Below are 15,909 nucleotides of genomic sequence, written 5' to 3'. Positions count from 1 at the left end.
CAGCGAGGGCCCTTTCAGTTCTGGAACGCGGCGAGCTGCTTCTGGATCAGGTCGCGGCAGCCGTCACTGGCGAGGCCCAGCAGAGCGGTCAGCTCCTCGTGGCTGAAGGGCTCGCCCTCGGCGGTGCCCTGCACCTCCACGAACCCGCCGGCGCCGGTCATCACCACGTTCATGTCGGTGTCCGCGGCGACGTCCTCGCGGTACTCCAGGTCCAGCAGCGGGCGACCGTCCACGATACCGACGGACACTGCCGCCACCGAGTCCTTCAGCACGGTCGCGGCGGCCGGGACCGACGTGTGCCGCTTGCCCCACTGGATCGCATCCACGAGGGCCACATACGCGCCGGTGATGGCGGCGGTTCGGGTGCCGCCGTCGGCCTGCAGCACATCGCAGTCGATCTGAATGGTGTTCTCCCCCAGCGCCTCCAGATCCACAACGGCGCGCAGGGAGCGGCCGATGAGGCGGGAGATCTCGTGGGTTCGTCCCCCGATCCTGCCCTTCACGCTCTCCCGCATGGAGCGGGAGTTCGTAGCGCGCGGCAGCATCGCGTACTCGGCGGTGACCCAGCCGGACCCGGAGCCCTTCTTCCACCGCGGCACCCCTTCGGTGAAGGACGCGGCGCACAGCACGCGGGTGCGGCCGAACTCGATCAGACAGCTGCCCTCGGCGTGATCCAGCCAGCCGCGGGTGATGCGGACCTCCCGCAGGTCACCGGGGCCGCGTCCGTCCACACGGGGAGCGTCAGCGGCGGTGCGGTCAGCGGTCGTGGGCTCAGCGTTCATCAGGTTCTCCTCGCGGATCGGATCGGTTGCGGCCCGCTCCTGCGGCGCCGTCACCGCACCAGGATGTCAGACGCTGACGGTGGCGAGCAGTTCAGCGCGCGAGATCGGCCCCTCGAACACCTCGGAGGCTTCCCGCATCGGGATCTGCGGGTCCGTCCACGCCGGGATGTGGGTCAGCAGCAGATGCTGGGCGCCCGCCTCCTGAGCGGCGACACCGGCGCGGCGGCCCGACAGGTGCAGGCCCTCGATGTGGTCGTCGCGCCCCTCGATGTACCCCGCTTCGCAGAGGAACAGGTCAGCGTCCCGGGCGAGGTCCACGAGGCTGTCGCAGGAGTCGGTGTCACCGGAGTAGGTGAGGGTGCGGCCGCCCGCTTCGATGCGGAAGCCGAACGCGGGTCCCGGGTGCCGCACCTCCCGAGCTGTGAACCGCACCGGCCCCACCTCGAAGGTGCGCTGATCGGCGAGGACCTCGTGCTTGAGTGCGGGCCCGGACGCCCCCGGCGGGGTGGTGCAGGTGTTGCCGGTGGCGGCGTTGAGCCGCGCCGCAGCGTCCTCGGGGGCGTACACCGGGATCACCGGCAGGTCCCGCTCTGGGTGGTAGGCGCGGAACACTTCGAGCGCCGCTACGTCGAGGAAGTGGTCGGCGTGCAGATGGGAGATCACAACGGCGTCGAGGTCGCACGGGTCGACGACGCGCTGCAGGGTGGAGAAGGAGCCGTTGCCGGCGTCCAGGAGGATCCTCCAGGTGCGGCCCTCATCGTCGACGTGCTGCACGAGGTAGGAGGAGGCGGGGGAATCGGCGCTCGGGAAGCTGCCCGAGCAGCCGAGAACGGTGAGCTTCACTGGTCGAGCCCCTCTTTCGAGTCGATCATGGGAATGGTCGCGGTGCGGGAGATCGCGGGGCCGAGGAACCGCTGCGACAGCTGCGCGAACTGCGAGGTGCGGCCCACGCGCGGCGCGGTCTCAGCGAACGTGTGCAGCGGCGGCTTCGCGTCCTCGCGCAGCAGGTCGCCGGCGCGCAGCTCGCGGTACACCTCCAGGGCGGTCTCCTCCGAACTGGACACCAGCGTCACCTCGGGACCCATCACGACGCTGACGGCCCCCGCGAGATGCGGGTAGTGGGTACATCCGAGCACCACGGTGTCCACGCCCGCCGCTTTGATCGGCGCCAGGTACTCCTCGGCGGCGGCGATGACCTCCGGGCCGGTGGTGGTGCCGGACTCCACGAACTGCACGAACCGGGGGCAGGCGGCGGAGGTGACCTCCACGTCCACGGCGGCGGCGAAGGCGTCCTCGTAGGCGCGGGACTTCACGGTGGCGCGGGTGCCGATCACGCCCACCTTGTTGTTCCGTGTGGTGGCAACGGCGCGGCGCACAGCCGGTTTGATGACTTCGATGACGGGGACGTCGTAGCGTTCGCGTGCGTCGGCGAGCACGGCTGCGGTGGCTGTGTTGCAGGCGATCACGAGCATCTTCACCCCGTGGTCCACCAGTTCGTCCATCACGTCCAGGGAGAGCTGGCGGACCGTGGCGAGCGGCTTGTCGCCGTAGGGGGTGTGGGCGGTGTCGCCGATGTACAGCAGTTCCTCATTGGGAAGCTGGTCGATGATCGAACGGGCGACCGTCAGCCCGCCGACCCCGCTGTCGAAGATGCCGATCGGTGCACTGTTCATACGACCAACCTAGCCACTGTCATCACCGAAGTCCGGTGCGCCCGTCACTGTGCGCCTCTTCTCACACTAGGGCCGCGGCGCGGGTCTCAGTCGGCACCCGTCGGCCGCGGTCCACCAGCGACCGGCCGCTCAGCGCAGGCCGGCGGACATCGCCCGCACGAGCGATTCCTGCAGCCAGGAGAGAAACTCGTACAGGGAGGCGAGGAAGTCCAGGCTGGCCACGCCGTCCTCGTCCTCCTTCTCGGTGACGTCGATCTGGTTGGAGCGCAGCAGCTGCAGCGCTTCGAAGTCGCCGTCGTTCTTCAGCCCCATCCGGTCGGCGAGGACGAGGCGGATCGTGGTGATGGCGCGCACGAAGTGGTCGGCCTGCTCGGCGTCCAGGACAAGCTCCTCATCGGGGCTGAGCTCATGGGCCCCGAGCGCTGCTATGACCGTGTTGAGGGTCTCGATCATCCCCTCCGCGAGGGAGGTCTGGCTGAAGCGCCGGAACTCGTCGGCAGCGCGGTCATCGTCGGGGAAGGCCGACGGGAACAGGCGCCTGACGGCGCCGTCGCGCGGGGCCGACACCTGCTGGTCGGCGGCGTGTTCCGCCTCCAGGCGCGCGAGCGGGTCATCGGAGGCGAGCCCGGGCCGCGCGGCCTGGGAGTCGTCGTCGGCGTCCATCCGCAGATCCCAGCGGATCAGCTGCACCACCTCCGTGGACACCTGCGCGAACACGTTGCGCTCGTCCTGATCGAGGCGGCACATGTAGCGGCCGTCCAGCCGCGGCACGAACGAATGCGCCATCGCTCAGCCCTCCTGCTGTTCGAGGGTCGCGTTGAGGCCGAACGCGTGCATCGCCTGCACGTGCCCCTCCGCGCTTTCACGGGGGTCGGTGGAGACGATGGCGCGGCCTTCGTGGTGGACCTGCAGCATCAGCCGCTCCGCCTTCTGCCGGTCGTAGCCGAAGTGGGTGCGCAGCACGTGCACCACGTAGGACTGCAGGTTGATGGGGTCGTTCCACACCACGGTGTTCCAGAGGCGGTCCTGGACGGCGATCGCGGCGGTGTCGCGCTCCTGCTCGAGTCCGCGATCGGCATCGCTGAGGGCCGGGGCCGTTCGTCGGCGCTCCGGGCTCGCCTCGACCATGGGTGCTCCTCCCCTCCCGCCGGCGGCGGTCTGATGTCGGCAGACGGTGTCCCCCTATCCTAGGCTGAGGGCGTGACCACATCGCTTTACACGGACCTGTACGAGCTGACGATGATGCAGGCGGCGCGCCGCGCCGGCACCGCCGACCGCCGCTGCACCTTCGAAGTCTTCACCCGCTCCCTCCCCGAGGGCCGCCGCTACGGTGTGTTCACCGGCATCGGCCGCGTGCTCGACGCCCTCGCCGACTTCCGGTTCGATGAGCGGGACATCGACCACCTCGCCTCCCTCGACCTGTTCGATGACGACTTCCTCGCGTTCCTCGCCGACTACCGCTTCACCGGCTCCCTCTCGGCCTACCGCGAAGGCGAACTGTTCTTCCCCAACTCCCCCGTGGTCCGTGTGGACGCCACCTTCGAACAGGGAGTGGTGCTGGAGACCCTGATCCTGTCGATCCTGAACCACGATTCGGCGATCTCCTCCGTCGGCTCCCGGATGAAGCTCGCCGCAGCGGGCCGCCCCCTCATCGAAATGGGGTCGCGACGCGTCCACGAAGAGGCGGCGGTGGCGTGTGCCCGCTCCGCCGCGATCGTCGGCTTCGGCGCCACCTCCAACATCGAGGCGGGCCGCCGCTACGGCATCCCCACGGTGGGCACCTCCGCGCACGCCTTCACCCTCCTGTTCGATTCGGAGGCCGACGCGTTCCGCGCCCAGATCGATTCCCTCGGCGCAGGCACGTCGGTGCTGGTGGACACCTACGACATCCGCGAAGCGGTCCGCACCGCCGTGGAGATCGCCGGCCGCGACCTGGGGGCGGTCCGTCTGGACTCCGGTGACCTCGCCGCGGCGGCGCGGGAGGTGCGCGCCCAGCTCGATGAGCTCGGCGCCACCGGTACGCAGATCACCGCCACGAGCGACTTGGACGAGTACCGGGTGTTCGAGCTGCGGGAGGCGCCGATCGACGGCTACGGCATCGGCACCCGTCTCGTCACCGGCGGCGACCATCCCGCTCAGGGCTTCGTGTACAAACTGGTGGAGCGCGAGGGCGAGGACGGCACCATGGTGCCGGTGGCGAAGAAGTCCGCGGACAAGGCCACGATCGCGGGCCGCAAGCGCGCCTACCGCGTGCTGGGGGCCGACGGGCGCGCCACCCACGAACTGATCCTCCCCCACCAGAGCGGCACCGAAGAGGACACCCTCATCCTGCCGCCGGGGAAGCAGGTGCGCCCCCTGCACGAGACACTAATCGACCAGGGCCGATGTCTGGATGAGCTCGGGCAGCAGGAACGGATCCAGCGGGCCCGGCAGGTGCATGACGCCGCCATCGCGGAACTCGATGACACGGTGCTGTCCGGCCAGGACGGCGAGGTGATCCTGCCGGTGGTGCTGAGCGCGGACGCCGTCACCGACTGAGGCGCTGGACGGGGCCGGGCCCCGTCGGTGCGTCGGCCTCCCTCGGGGGGCGGACCTCGCCGGCGCGCCGGGCTCCGTCGGCCGGCTACTTCTTGCCGACGAACCAGCCGCGCAGCACGTCGATCCGGTCCTGGATCTGGGCGGCGCTCGCCTGCGGGACCGCCGGGCCGCCGCAGCGGCGGCGCAGCTCGTTGTGGACGCTGCCGTGCGGGGTGCCGGTGCGCTTCGCCCACCCGCTCACCAGGGACGACAGTTCCTTCCGCAGAGCGGAGATGTCCCGGTGGTCGGCGATGTCGTGCGCGGTCGCGGATGCCTGTGAGGAGGAGCCGCCGCGGGTCTGCTGGGAGCGCTGACGCTCCTTCAGCAGATCCGTCACCTGGTCGGCGTCCAGCAGCCCGGGGATGCCGAGGAAGTCCAGCTCCTCCTGGCTGCCCGCCATCGCGTGCGTGCCGTACTCGCCGCCGTCGAAGAGGACGCGGTCGAAATGCGCGTCGGACTCCAGCGCCTCGAACGTCTCCATCTCGTTGCTGGCGCGCTCCGCACGGTTCGCCTCCCGCAGCGCGTCCTCGTCGAGCCCGGTCTCCTCATCGCCCGTCTCGGTGCGCTGCTGGAGCACGTGGTCGCGCTCGGCTTCGAGTTCGTTCGCGAGCGCCAGCAGGATCGGCACGGACGGCAGGAACACGCTGGCGGTCTCGCCGCGGGTGCGGGAGCGCACGAAGCGGCCTACAGCCTGCGCGAAGAACATCGGGGTCGCAGTGGACGTGGCGTACACGCCGACGGACAGGCGCGGCACATCCACGCCTTCGGACACCATGCGCACCGCGACCATCCAGCGGTCATCGGAGTCGGAGAACTGCTCGATCTTGGAGCCGGCGGTGGCATCGTCGGAGAGGACCAGGGTGGCGGGCTGCCCGGTGATCTGCAGAAGGATCCGGGCGTATTCGCGCGCGGCCTTCTGATCGGTGGCGATGACGAGACCGCCGGCGTCGGGGACATGGCGGCGCACCTCGGTGAGTCGCTGGTCCGCGGCCTGCAGCACGGTCGGGATCCATTCGCCCTTCGGGTCCAGTGCGGTGCGCCACGCCTGCTGCGTGATGTCCTTGGTCTCCATCGCGCCGAGCTGCGCGGAGATCTCGTCACCGTCCTTGGTGCGCCAGTGCATGCGCCCCGAATAGGTCATGAACAGAACGGGCCGCACCACGTAGTCCTGGAGGGCGCTGCGGTAGCCGTAGGTGTAGTCCGCTTTGGAGCGGAGGTGCCCCTGCTCGTCCGGTTCGTAGTCCACGAACGGGATCTGGGCGTCGTCGGAGCGGAACGGGGTGCCGGTGAGGCTGAGGCGCCGCTTCGCGGGATCGAACGCGTCGCGCACACCGTCGCCCCAGGTGAGGGCATCACCGGCGTGGTGGATCTCGTCGAGGATCACGAGCGTGGGTTCGGCCTCGGTTCGGGCGCGGTGCAGCCGGGGGTTCGCCCCCACCTGCGCGTAGGTGACGGCGACGCCCTGGTAGTGGGCGCCGTGGCGGCCCTGCGCGTTCGTGAAGTTCGGGTCCAGCGCGATGCCCACGCGCTTGGCGGAGTCCGCCCACTGGGTCTTCAGATGCTCCGTGGGGGCTACCACGGTCACGCGGCGGACGATGCCGTCCTGCAGCAGCCCGGCCGCGATCTGCAGCGCGAACGTGGTCTTGCCGGCGCCGGGGGTGGCGACGGTGAGGAAGTCCCGCGGCTGCGTGCTCTGGTACAGCTCGAGCGCCTCGGCCTGCCAGGCGCGCAGCTTCGCGGCCGTTCCCCAGGCGGCGCGCGCAGGGAACGCGGGCGGCAGGGTCTGGGCGGCGAAGGACGACGGGTGCTTGGGGCCGGGATCGTGCGAAGCAGAGGCATGTGAGTTCATGAGCGCATCCACTGTAGCCCCACCGTGGGGTGTCCGGACGCAGCCCGCATCGAGGTGCCGGACACCCTCGCCGCCGCAGCCACCACCGTTGCGCCCCGGCAGCCCCCACGCCCGTCGCGGCCGCCACACCCGCCGCGGCCGCCACCGTCTCGCCCGTCGCTTTCGATTGTGAGGCCTGGGTCAGCGGCCCAGGCGGGGCCAGGGATCGAACCGGAGGCCGGGGTGAGCCGGGGCGAACCGAAGGCCAGGCGGGGCCGGAGGCCAATCGGAGGCCGGAGTGGGCTGGGAGGCCGAGGTCAGCGGCCGCCGCCGAAGAAGCGGCCGAGCCCGCCGAAGCCGGAGCGGCCGGAGTCGCCCTTGCCGTCGCCGTCGCCCTTGCCGGAGCCGCCGCCCTGGCCCATCTGCTCGTAGATCTCCTTGCACTGCGGGCACACCGGGTACTTGCCCGGGTCACGGCCCGGCACCCACACCTTGCCGCACAGGGCGATCACCGGAGAGTTGTTGAGCGCCGCCTTCGCGATCTTCTCCTTCTCCACATAGTGCGCGAAGCGGTCGTGATCGCCTTCGTCGGCGTCCTCCAGCTGCTCCTCACGGTCGAGGACCGCGGTGCTGGACGGAGCCGTCGGCGCATCCGGAGCGGCATAGGGCCCCGGATCGTTCGGATCATTGATGGAAGCGGAGGCGCCACGTGCCGCCGCGCCAGTGGCGGATGCGCCGCAGGCGGCGACCGCGCTGGAGGCGCCGGCCGCGGTGCCAGCGGGCAGAGTGCGAAGAGTCGTCGAAGTCATGCCGCCATCCTAGCGACCGGCGTGACACCCGACTGCGGCGGCCCGCACCCGGCGCCACGGCCCGCCTCCACCATCGCTGTGCGCCACGACACGTCCTGTCACGAACGCAGACAGCCCCGCCGCGGGATTCGGTTCCGGGGCGGGGCTGCTGAAAGAGCGCGGCTCAGAGGTGGATCTCGCCGCCCTTGATCGCCGGGATCGCACCGGTGATGGTGTCCACGGTGCCCATCTCCTCACGCGCCTGCTGCTCCACCGCGTCCGCCACTGCCGAGGTGACGCGCTCGTTGAACACCGAGGGAATGATGTAGTTCGGGTTCAGCTCCTCAGGGCTGACCACGTCCGCGAGCGCCTCCGCGGCCGCGAGCAGCATGCGGTCGCTGAAGTTCTTCGCGCGCGCATCGAGCAGCCCGCGGAACACGCCGGGGAAGGCGAGCACGTTGTTGATCTGGTTGGCGAAGTCGGACCGGCCGGTCGCAACCACTTCGGCGTGGCGGGCCGCGATCACCGGATCGATCTCCGGCTCCGGGTTCGCCATCGCGAACACCACGGAGCGGTCCGCCATCGCGGCGATGTCGTCCTCGTCGAGGATGTTGGCAGCGGAGACGCCGATGAACACGTCGGCGTCCTTGACGGCGTCCTTGAGGGTGCCGGTGATGCCGCGCGGGTTGGTGACCCCGGCGATCCACGGGAGGCGGCCGGTGAGATTCTTGCGACCGGAGTGGATGACGCCGTCGATGTCGGCGACCACGATGTCCTCCGCGCCGGCGGCCTTCAGCAGGCGCAGGATCGCGGTGCCGGCCGCGCCCGCGCCGGACAGGACGATGCGGACAGTCCGGATGTCCTTCTCCACCACGCGCAGAGCGTTGCGCAGAGCGGACACCACGCACACGGCGGTGCCGTGCTGGTCGTCGTGGAACACGGGGATGTCCAGCTCCTGACGGAGGCGGTCCTCGATCTCGAAGCAGCGGGGGGCGGAGATGTCCTCGAGGTTGATGCCGGCGAACACGGGCGCGATCGCCTTCACGTGGGCGACGATGTCGTCCACCTCAGTCGCATCCAGGCAGATGGGGAAAGCGTCGATGTCGGCGAAGCGCTTGAAGAGGGCGGCCTTGCCCTCCATGACGGGCAGCGCGGCGAGAGGGCCGAGGTCGCCGAGGCCGAGGATGGCGGAGCCGTCGGTCACCACGGCGACCGTGTTGCGCTTGATGGTGAGGCGGCGGGCGTCCGACGGGGTCTCCGCAATCGCCTTCACCACGCGTGCCACACCGGGGGTGTAGACGAGGGAGAGGTCGTCGCGGTGGCGGATCGGATGCTTGGACTTCACTTCGAGCTTGCCGCCGAGGTGGGCGAGGAAGGTGCGGTCGGAGACCTTGCCGAGCTCGACGGACTCAATGCCCTTGAGCGCCTCCACCACGCTCATCGCGTGGTCGTGGCCGGCGGTCAGGACGGTCATGTCCACGCGCATCCGCTCGGGGCCGGAGGCGTTGACGTCCAGAGCGGTGACGCTGCCGCCCATCTTCTCGATGGTGCCGGTGATGTCGCTGATGGCGGCGGAGTTCGCGGCGAACTCCAGACGGATGGTGATGGAGTAGCTGACTGAAGGCTGCGGTGTCATGGACCCCAGTGTGACACGGCCCATCTCAGCGACCGGTCACCTTCACCGAAACTCGGCCGAAACCTGTCCGAATGTCAGGACTTCTCCAGTTCCGCGATCGCCTTGCGGATCCGCTTGTCACTGACCGTCACGGAGGTTCCGAGCTGCTGGGCGAACAGCGACACCCGCAGCTCTTCGATCAGCCAGGGGATGTCCTGCGCAGCTTCCGACGCCCGCACAGCGGCGGGCAGCTTCAACTGCGCGTGCTGCCAGTACCCCTCGATGTCCTGGATCTGCCACTGTGCGTGCGCATCCTTCTGCGGATTGTCCTGCATCTTGTCCACCCGGTGCAGCGCGGCCTTCTCGAACCGCGGCAGCTCCGGCAGCCACCGGGCGGGGGTGCGGGACACGAACCGCTCCCCCACCAGCGAGGCCGCGTGGTCGCGCAGCTGCGTGATCTGGTTGAGCACCGACAGCGAGTTCACGCGGGAGACCGCCTTCGCCACCTTCGCGTGCGCCGCGAGCGCGTCCACGGCGTTCAGCATCAGGGAGCGGGCAAGCGCCGGGTGCTCCGTGCCGACGCGCTCCACCAGCGCCTCGAAATCGTCGGGCTCGAACACCATCCCGGCGGCGTCGGTGCGGCGCACCAGGTCCGCGGTGGCGGCGAGGGAGGCGTCAGCAAGGAGCTTCTGCGCGCTGCCGTAGCTGGACTGAGTGATCGCGAGCTTCACCGGGTTCGGCAGTCCGGCGAGGATCTGCGCGGAGTCGGTGCGCATCCGCTGGTCCACCAGGCGGGTCACCGCGGCAGGGTGCTCGCGAGCCTGCTCCTGGGCCGACGGGAGCGCCGTCAGATCGATGCGGACGGCCCCGTCGGTCTCGGTGCGGACGACGAGCGCGGGGTACACCACCACGTCCAGGGCGCCCTGGCGGGACCGGCGGGTGGTGGGGATCGGCGTGTCGGGGAACGCAGTGAGGCCGCGCGCGCCGAAGCTGTCGGCCTGCTTCGCCGCGGAAGTGCGGACACGGCCGGCGAGGCGCTGCTTGAGCTGCGCGAGGTCGTCGCCGGCGCCGACGGTGCGGCCCTTCTCGTCGACCACCCGGAAGTGCATGCGCAGGTGCTCGCTGAGGCGGTCGGTCTGGAACTCCGGTCCGTACAGCTCCAGGTCGTCGGGGACGCCCGGCAGCGCGACCAGTTCATCGGCGACGGCCTCGACGAACTTTTCGCCGGTGTTGGGGTCGTCGTCGGCGAGGGTCTGCGCGACCGCCTTCGCTTTGTCAGGGGCGGGGATGAGGTGGCGGCGCAGCGGTTTCGGCAGGGAGCGGATGAGTTCGATGATGAGCTCTTCGCGCATGCCGGGCACGAGCCAGTCGAACCCGGTGTCCTCGAGGCGACCGAGGACGGCCAGAGGGACGGTGGCGGTGACGCCGTCGCGCTGCTTCTGCTTCGCGTCCCGCTGGGTGGTGGGGTCGAAGTTGTAGGTGAGGTGCAGGGTGATGTCGCCCTGCACCCAGGTGTCGGGGAAGCCCTGCGCGACGGGTTCGGCGTCGTCGGCGAGCAGCAGGTCACGGGTGAAGTGGAGCAGATCCGGGGTCTTGTGCCGCTGCTTCTTCCACCAGGAGTCGAAGTGGCGGCCGGAGACGATGTTCTGCGGGAGGCGCTCGTCGTAGAAGCGGAAGAGGGTCTCGTCGCCGGCGATGATGTCGCGTCGGCGGGTCTTCGCCTCCAGCTCCTGCAGGTCCTCGATGAGGCGGTTGTTGTCGCGGAAGAAGTGGTGGCGGGTGGTCCACCGGCCTTCGATGAGGGCCTGCTGGATGAAGGTGTCGCGGGCCTGCTCTCGGTCGATGCGGCCGAGGTTGACGGCGCGCTGCGCGATGATCGGCACCCCGTACAGCGTCACCTTCTCGTACGCCATGGCGGCGGCGCGCTTGGTGGACCAGTGCGGTTCGGAGTAGGAGCGCTTCACCACGTGGGCGCCGAGCTCCTCGATCCATTCGGGTCGGATGCGGGCGGCGGTGCGGCCGAAGAGGCGGGAGGTCTCCACCAGTTCCGCTGCCATCACGTAGTCGGGGCGCTTCTTGGCGATGGCGCTGCCGGGCCAGAGCACGAACCGGGTGCCGCGTGCACCCTGGTAGTCGCGGTTCTTCTCCTCGAACAGGCCCACGTGCGAGAGGAGGCCGGCGAGCAGGGACTGGTGGATGGCGTCGTCGCCGGCGCGGTCGCTGCTGGTGTGCAGGTCGAGGTCGCGGCACATCTGCTTGAGCTGTCCGTGCAGGTCCCACCATTCGCGGATGCGCATGTAGTGGAGGAACTCCTGACGGATCTCTCGGCGCAGGGCGGAGGAGGACAGGGCGCGTCGGCGCTCCTCGATGTGGCGCCACAGGTTGAGGAGGGTGAGGAAGTCGGAGGTGTCGTCGGCGAAGCGGCGGTGGAGCTGGTCGGCCTTCTCCTGCTGCTCCAGGGGCCGTTCGCGGGGGTCCTGGATGGACAGCGCCGCCACGATGATGAGGACGTCGGCGAGGGCGCCGCGGTCGTGCGCTTCCAGGAGCATGCGCGCCATGCGGGGATCGAGGGGGAAGCGGGCGAGCTTGCGGCCCGTGGGGGTGAGGGCGCGGCCGCCAGGAGCCGACGGCTTCTGCTCGATGGCGTGCAGCTCCTCCAGCAGGCGGATGCCGTCGCGCACCGCACGGGTCTCCGGCTTCTCCAGGAACTCGAAGCGTTCGATGTCGCCGAGGCCGAGCGCGGTCATCTGCAGCACGACGCTCGCGAGCGAGGTGCGCAGGATCTCCGGTTCGGTGAACTCGGGGCGCGCGGCGAAGTCCTCTTCGGAGAACAGACGGATGGCGATGCCGGGGGCGGTGCGGCCGGACCGGCCGGAGCGCTGCTGGGCGCTGGCCTGGCTGATCGGCTCGATGGGGAGGCGCTGCACCTTGGTGCGCTGGGAGTAGCGGGAGATGCGGGCGAGACCGGAGTCGATGACGTAGGTGATGCCGGGGACCGTCAGGGAGGTTTCGGCGACGTTCGTGGCGAGGATGATGCGCCGCGTCGTCGAGTTCTTCGGCGGGGAGAAGATGCGGTCCTGGTCCGCTTGGGAGAGGCGGCCGAACAGGGGCAGCACCTGCACCTGTTCACCGGCGCCGGTGCGAGCGGCGAGGTGCTTGCCGAGCTCATCGCCGATCTCGCGGATCTCCCGCTCCCCGGGGAGGAACACGAGGATGTCGCCGGGGCCTTCGCGGCGCAGTTCGTCAACGGCGGAGCAGACCGCCTGCGGCAGGGACCGCTCCTCCTTCTCGTACAGGTCCTCCTCGTCCTCGTTCTCGGCCTCGACGGTGGTCTCGAGGACCAGGGGGCGGTAGCGGATCTCCACCGGGTAGGTGCGGCCGGACACTTCGAGGATGGGGGCCGGGTCGTCGGAGTCATCGGAGAAGAAGGCGGCGAAGCGCTCCGGGTCGATGGTGGCGGAGGTGATGATGATCTTCAGGTCGGGGCGCCGGCGGGCGATGCGCTTGAGGTACCCCAGGAGCATGTCGATGGTGAGGGAGCGTTCGTGCGCCTCGTCGATGATGATCGTGTCGTACTTCTTCAGCAGCCGATCGTGCTGGATCTCCGAGAGGAGGATGCCGTCGGTCATCACCTTCAGGCGCGCACCTCGGGCTGTCTGCTTCGTGAAGCGCACCTGGTAGCCGACTGTTCCCTCACCGAGCTTCTCGCCGAGTTCGTGGGCGATGCGGGAGGCGACCGAGCGGGCGGCGATGCGGCGCGGCTGCGTGTGGCCGATGAGGCGGCCGTTCGCGCCGCGGCCCAGCTCAAGGCACATCTTCGGCAGCTGGGTGGTCTTGCCGGACCCTGTCTCGCCCGCGATGATCACGATCTGGTGGTCCCGGATCGCGGCCATGATGTCCTCGCGGCGTTCGGAGACGGGGAGGTCCGACGGGTACGTGATCGCGATGGGCGCAGGCGAAGAGGATGTCGACATGGTGCGCCCACTCTATCCGGCGGCACCCGTCGGCCGCGCCTGCCCGCCCTGCCCTCCCCCTTCACCCGGGACCCCGGCCGGGCGCTCCCGCGCAGGCGGCCGGTCCTTCGGAAACGGGCCGACGGGGCCCCAACGCGCGAAAAGCAGGGCGGAACGGTACTAGGCTGGTGACGGTGCGCAACGGCGCGCCCATCCGTACAGCGAGCACAACGAGGTTCTATGAAAGCGCTGAAGAAGGTCGGTGCGAGCGCCGGCCTGGAGTTCGTCGATGTTCCGGAGCCCCAGCTGGAGCGCTCCACCGACGTCAAGATCCGGGTCCTGCGCGCCGGCATCTGCGGCACCGACCTGCACATCCTCGCGTGGGACTCCTCCGCTCAGGACATGTGCGACACCGTCCCCTTCATCCCCGGCCACGAGTTCTACGGCGAAGTTGTGGAAGTCGGCAGCGAAGTCCTCGACGTCAAGGTGGGCGACCGCGTCTCCGGTGAGGGCCACGTGGTGTGCAACATCTGCCGCAACTGCCGCGCCGGCCGCCGCCACATGTGCCGCCGCTCCCGCGGCATCGGCGTGCAGCGCGACGGCGCCTTCGCCGAATACGTCGTCATCCCCGACGAGAACGTGTGGGTCCACGAGCACAACTCCAAGACCGACATCATCACCCCGGAGCTCGGCGCCGTGTTCGACCCCCTGGGCAACGCCGTGCACACCACGCTGAAGTTCCCCGTGGTGGGCGAGGACGTCCTCATCACCGGCGCCGGCCCCATCGGCCTAATGTGCGCGGCCGTCGCCCGCCACGCCGGCGCCCGCTATATCGCCATCACCGACGTCGCCGACCACCGCCTCGACATGGCGGCCGCCGCCGGCGCCGACGTCGCCATCAACGTGGCGAAGGAGCGGGTGCGCGACTCCCAGGCGGTCCTCGGCATGATCGAGGGCTTCGATGTGGGCCTGGAGACCTCCGGGAACCCGTCGGCCGTCAAGGAGATGATCGACAACATGAACCACGGCGGCAAGATCAGCCTCCTCGGCCTGCCGGCCCGCGAGTTCGAGATCAACTGGACCCACGTCATCACCCGCATGCTCACCCTGCAGGGCATCTACGGCCGCGAGATGTTCGAGACCTGGAACGCGATGAGCGCCATGCTCCGCTCCAGCGAGAAGCTGCGCGGCCAGATCCTCGCCACCGTCACCGACGTCCTGCCCGCTGAGCAGTGGGAGAAGGGCTACGAGATGGCCCGCACCGCCGCCGGCGGCAAGATCGTCCTGGACTGGGAGAACGTGTGAGCCGCACCCCGGCTCCCCTCCCCCGCATCCATCACTGAAAGGCACTGTCCCCTCATGTACACCGAGATCAAGCAGCAGCTGAACGACGAGCTGCAGGCCATCCGCAACGCCGGCACCTTCAAGGCCGAGCGCGCCATCACCACCCCGCAGTCCTCCCACGTCAAGGCCACCCCCGGCGGTGTCGAGGACTCCTCGAAGGCCGAGCCGGTGCTGAACTTCTGCGCCAACAACTACCTGGGCCTCGCCGACCACCCGAAGCTGATCGAGGCCGCCAAGCGCGCCCTCGATGAGCGCGGCTTCGGCATGGCGTCCGTCCGCTTCATCTGCGGCACCGGCGACCGCCACCTGGAGCTGGAGCGCCGTGTCTCCGAGTTCCTCGGCACCGAGGACACCATCCTGTTCGCCTCCTGCTTCGACGCCAACGGCGGCGTGTTCCAGTCCCTGTTCGGCAAGGAGGACGCGATCATCTCCGACGAGCTGAACCACGCCTCCCTCATCGACGGCATCCGCCTCACCAAGTCCGCCCGCCTGCGCTACCGCAACGCCGACATGGCGGACCTGCGCGCCAAGCTGGAGGAGACGAAGCAGCTCAACGACGGCAAGGGCGCGCGCCGCACCGTCATCGTCACAGACGGCGTCTTCTCCATGGACGGCTACCTCGCACCGCTGGATGAGATCTGCGACCTCGCCGACGAATTCGGTGCCCTCGTCCTCGTGGACGACTCCCACGCCGTCGGCTTCATGGGCGAGACCGGCGCCGGCACCCCGGAGCACTTCGGCGTCTCCGACCGGGTCGACATCTACACCGGCACCTTCGGCAAGGCCCTCGGCGGCGCCTCCGGCGGCTATGTCGCCGGCCGCAAGGAGATCGTGGAGATGCTCCGCCAGACCGCCCGCCCATACCTGTTCTCCAACTCCCTCGCCCCCAGCATCGTGGAGGCCACCATCACCGCGCTGGACCTGGTGAAGGAGTCCAGCGAACTGCGCCAGCAGCTGTTCGACAACGCCGCCCTGTTCCGCCGCCGCATGAGCGAAGAGGGCTTCGAACTGCTCGAGGGCGAGCACGCGATCATCCCCGTGATGTTCCACAACGCCGCCCTCGCCGGCCGCATCGCCGACCGTATGCTGGAGAACGGCGTGTACGTCACCGCGTTCTCCTTCCCGGTGGTGCCCCGCGGTGAGGCCCGCATCCGCGTGCAGCTCAGCGCCGCGCACTCCGCGCAGGACATCGAGAAGGTCGTGCAGGCGTTCGTGAAGTCCCGCGACGCCGAACAGCACTGATCGGCGCGATCACGCCCTGACGCCGCAGGGCCGGAACCGCCGCGCATCGTCCCTCCCCCGTCGGCCCCGCCGGGGACACCAGGGAGGTGCGCGGCGGTTCCGCATAC

General features: G+C 69.8%; 12 protein-coding genes. 3 read left to right on the top strand and 9 right to left on the bottom strand.

Annotation, left to right across the window (positions count from 1 at the left end):
- Nucleotides 1–14: 14 nt before the first annotated feature.
- The 5 genes from rph to clpS form a co-directional block, all read right to left on the bottom strand.
- On the bottom strand, nt 15–782 hold the full coding sequence (gene rph / locus R3I40_RS02850; protein ID WP_183375240.1) for a ribonuclease PH: 768 nt from the start codon (nt 780–782) through the stop codon (nt 15–17).
- Between the two features lie 66 nt (nt 783–848).
- A complete protein-coding gene (locus R3I40_RS02845; protein WP_183373802.1) occupies nt 849–1,625 on the bottom strand; it encodes an MBL fold metallo-hydrolase in 777 nt (258 codons plus the stop codon).
- Complete coding sequence (murI, locus tag R3I40_RS02840; RefSeq protein WP_183373800.1) at nt 1,622–2,455, bottom strand: glutamate racemase; 834 nt, start codon at nt 2,453–2,455, stop codon at nt 1,622–1,624. The genes R3I40_RS02845 and murI overlap by 4 nt, the downstream gene beginning before the upstream one ends.
- A gap of 129 nt (nt 2,456–2,584) precedes the next feature.
- On the bottom strand, nt 2,585–3,241 hold the full coding sequence (locus R3I40_RS02835) for a DUF2017 family protein (RefSeq protein WP_183373797.1): 657 nt from the start codon (nt 3,239–3,241) through the stop codon (nt 2,585–2,587).
- Between the two features lie 3 nt (nt 3,242–3,244).
- The gene (gene clpS / locus R3I40_RS02830) at nt 3,245–3,583 is read right to left on the bottom strand and encodes an ATP-dependent Clp protease adapter ClpS (protein ID WP_183373795.1); all 339 of its coding nucleotides are present in this window, start codon (nt 3,581–3,583) and stop codon (nt 3,245–3,247) included.
- Nucleotides 3,584–3,655: 72 nt separating this feature from the next.
- Between clpS and R3I40_RS02825 the strand changes: the two genes are divergently transcribed.
- Nucleotides 3,656–4,993, top strand: a complete 1,338-nt coding sequence (locus tag R3I40_RS02825) for a nicotinate phosphoribosyltransferase (RefSeq protein ID WP_285262153.1) — start codon at nt 3,656–3,658, stop codon at nt 4,991–4,993.
- An 85-nt stretch (nt 4,994–5,078) separates the two neighbouring features.
- On the opposite strand, the gene R3I40_RS02820 is transcribed toward R3I40_RS02825, so the two are convergent.
- From R3I40_RS02820 to hrpA, 4 genes are all read right to left on the bottom strand, one after another.
- Nucleotides 5,079–6,881, bottom strand: a complete 1,803-nt coding sequence (locus R3I40_RS02820) for a DEAD/DEAH box helicase (RefSeq protein ID WP_285262152.1) — start codon at nt 6,879–6,881, stop codon at nt 5,079–5,081.
- 296 nt (nt 6,882–7,177) lie between these two features.
- On the bottom strand, nt 7,178–7,669 hold the full coding sequence (locus R3I40_RS02815) for a DUF3039 domain-containing protein (protein WP_183373789.1): 492 nt from the start codon (nt 7,667–7,669) through the stop codon (nt 7,178–7,180).
- Between the two features lie 163 nt (nt 7,670–7,832).
- The gene (locus tag R3I40_RS02810; protein WP_183373787.1) at nt 7,833–9,284 is read right to left on the bottom strand and encodes an NAD-dependent malic enzyme; all 1,452 of its coding nucleotides are present in this window, start codon (nt 9,282–9,284) and stop codon (nt 7,833–7,835) included.
- Nucleotides 9,285–9,358: 74 nt separating this feature from the next.
- Nucleotides 9,359–13,237 carry an ATP-dependent RNA helicase HrpA gene (hrpA, locus tag R3I40_RS02805; RefSeq protein ID WP_285262151.1) on the bottom strand — a complete coding sequence of 1,293 codons (3,879 nt, stop codon included), beginning with the start codon at nt 13,235–13,237 and terminating at the stop codon, nt 9,359–9,361.
- Between the two features lie 219 nt (nt 13,238–13,456).
- Between hrpA and tdh the strand changes: the two genes are divergently transcribed.
- Entirely contained in the window at nt 13,457–14,521 is a 1,065-nt protein-coding gene (gene tdh / locus R3I40_RS02800) for an L-threonine 3-dehydrogenase (RefSeq protein ID WP_285262150.1), read from the top strand.
- A 54-nt stretch (nt 14,522–14,575) separates the two neighbouring features.
- Nucleotides 14,576–15,802: a glycine C-acetyltransferase gene (locus R3I40_RS02795; RefSeq protein WP_317700084.1), complete on the top strand. Its 1,227-nt coding sequence runs from the start codon at nt 14,576–14,578 to the stop codon at nt 15,800–15,802.
- The last annotated feature ends 107 nt before the right edge of the window (nt 15,803–15,909 follow it).

Origin of the sequence: Helcobacillus massiliensis (assembly GCF_033106145.1) — a bacterium.
Classification (GTDB): Bacteria; Actinomycetota; Actinomycetes; order Actinomycetales; family Dermabacteraceae; genus Helcobacillus; species Helcobacillus massiliensis.
The sequence above is the reverse complement of the archived record's forward strand: the minus strand, read 5'-3'. Positions and strand labels throughout refer to the sequence as shown.

Coding starts and splice junctions, on each gene's coding strand:
- rph (WP_183375240.1), bottom strand. CDS start 782: ATGAACGCTGAGCCCACGACCGCTGACCGCACCGCCGCTGACGCTCCC.
- murI (WP_183373800.1), bottom strand. CDS start 2,455: ATGAACAGTGCACCGATCGGCATCTTCGACAGCGGGGTCGGCGGGCTG.
- R3I40_RS02835 (WP_183373797.1), bottom strand. CDS start 3,241: ATGGCGCATTCGTTCGTGCCGCGGCTGGACGGCCGCTACATGTGCCGC.
- clpS (WP_183373795.1), bottom strand. CDS start 3,583: ATGGTCGAGGCGAGCCCGGAGCGCCGACGAACGGCCCCGGCCCTCAGC.
- R3I40_RS02820 (WP_285262152.1), bottom strand. CDS start 6,881: ATGAACTCACATGCCTCTGCTTCGCACGATCCCGGCCCCAAGCACCCG.
- R3I40_RS02815 (WP_183373789.1), bottom strand. CDS start 7,669: ATGACTTCGACGACTCTTCGCACTCTGCCCGCTGGCACCGCGGCCGGC.
- R3I40_RS02810 (WP_183373787.1), bottom strand. CDS start 9,284: ATGACACCGCAGCCTTCAGTCAGCTACTCCATCACCATCCGTCTGGAG.
- hrpA (WP_285262151.1), bottom strand. CDS start 13,237: ATGTCGACATCCTCTTCGCCTGCGCCCATCGCGATCACGTACCCGTCG.
- tdh (WP_285262150.1), top strand. CDS start 13,457: ATGAAAGCGCTGAAGAAGGTCGGTGCGAGCGCCGGCCTGGAGTTCGTC.
- R3I40_RS02795 (WP_317700084.1), top strand. CDS start 14,576: ATGTACACCGAGATCAAGCAGCAGCTGAACGACGAGCTGCAGGCCATC.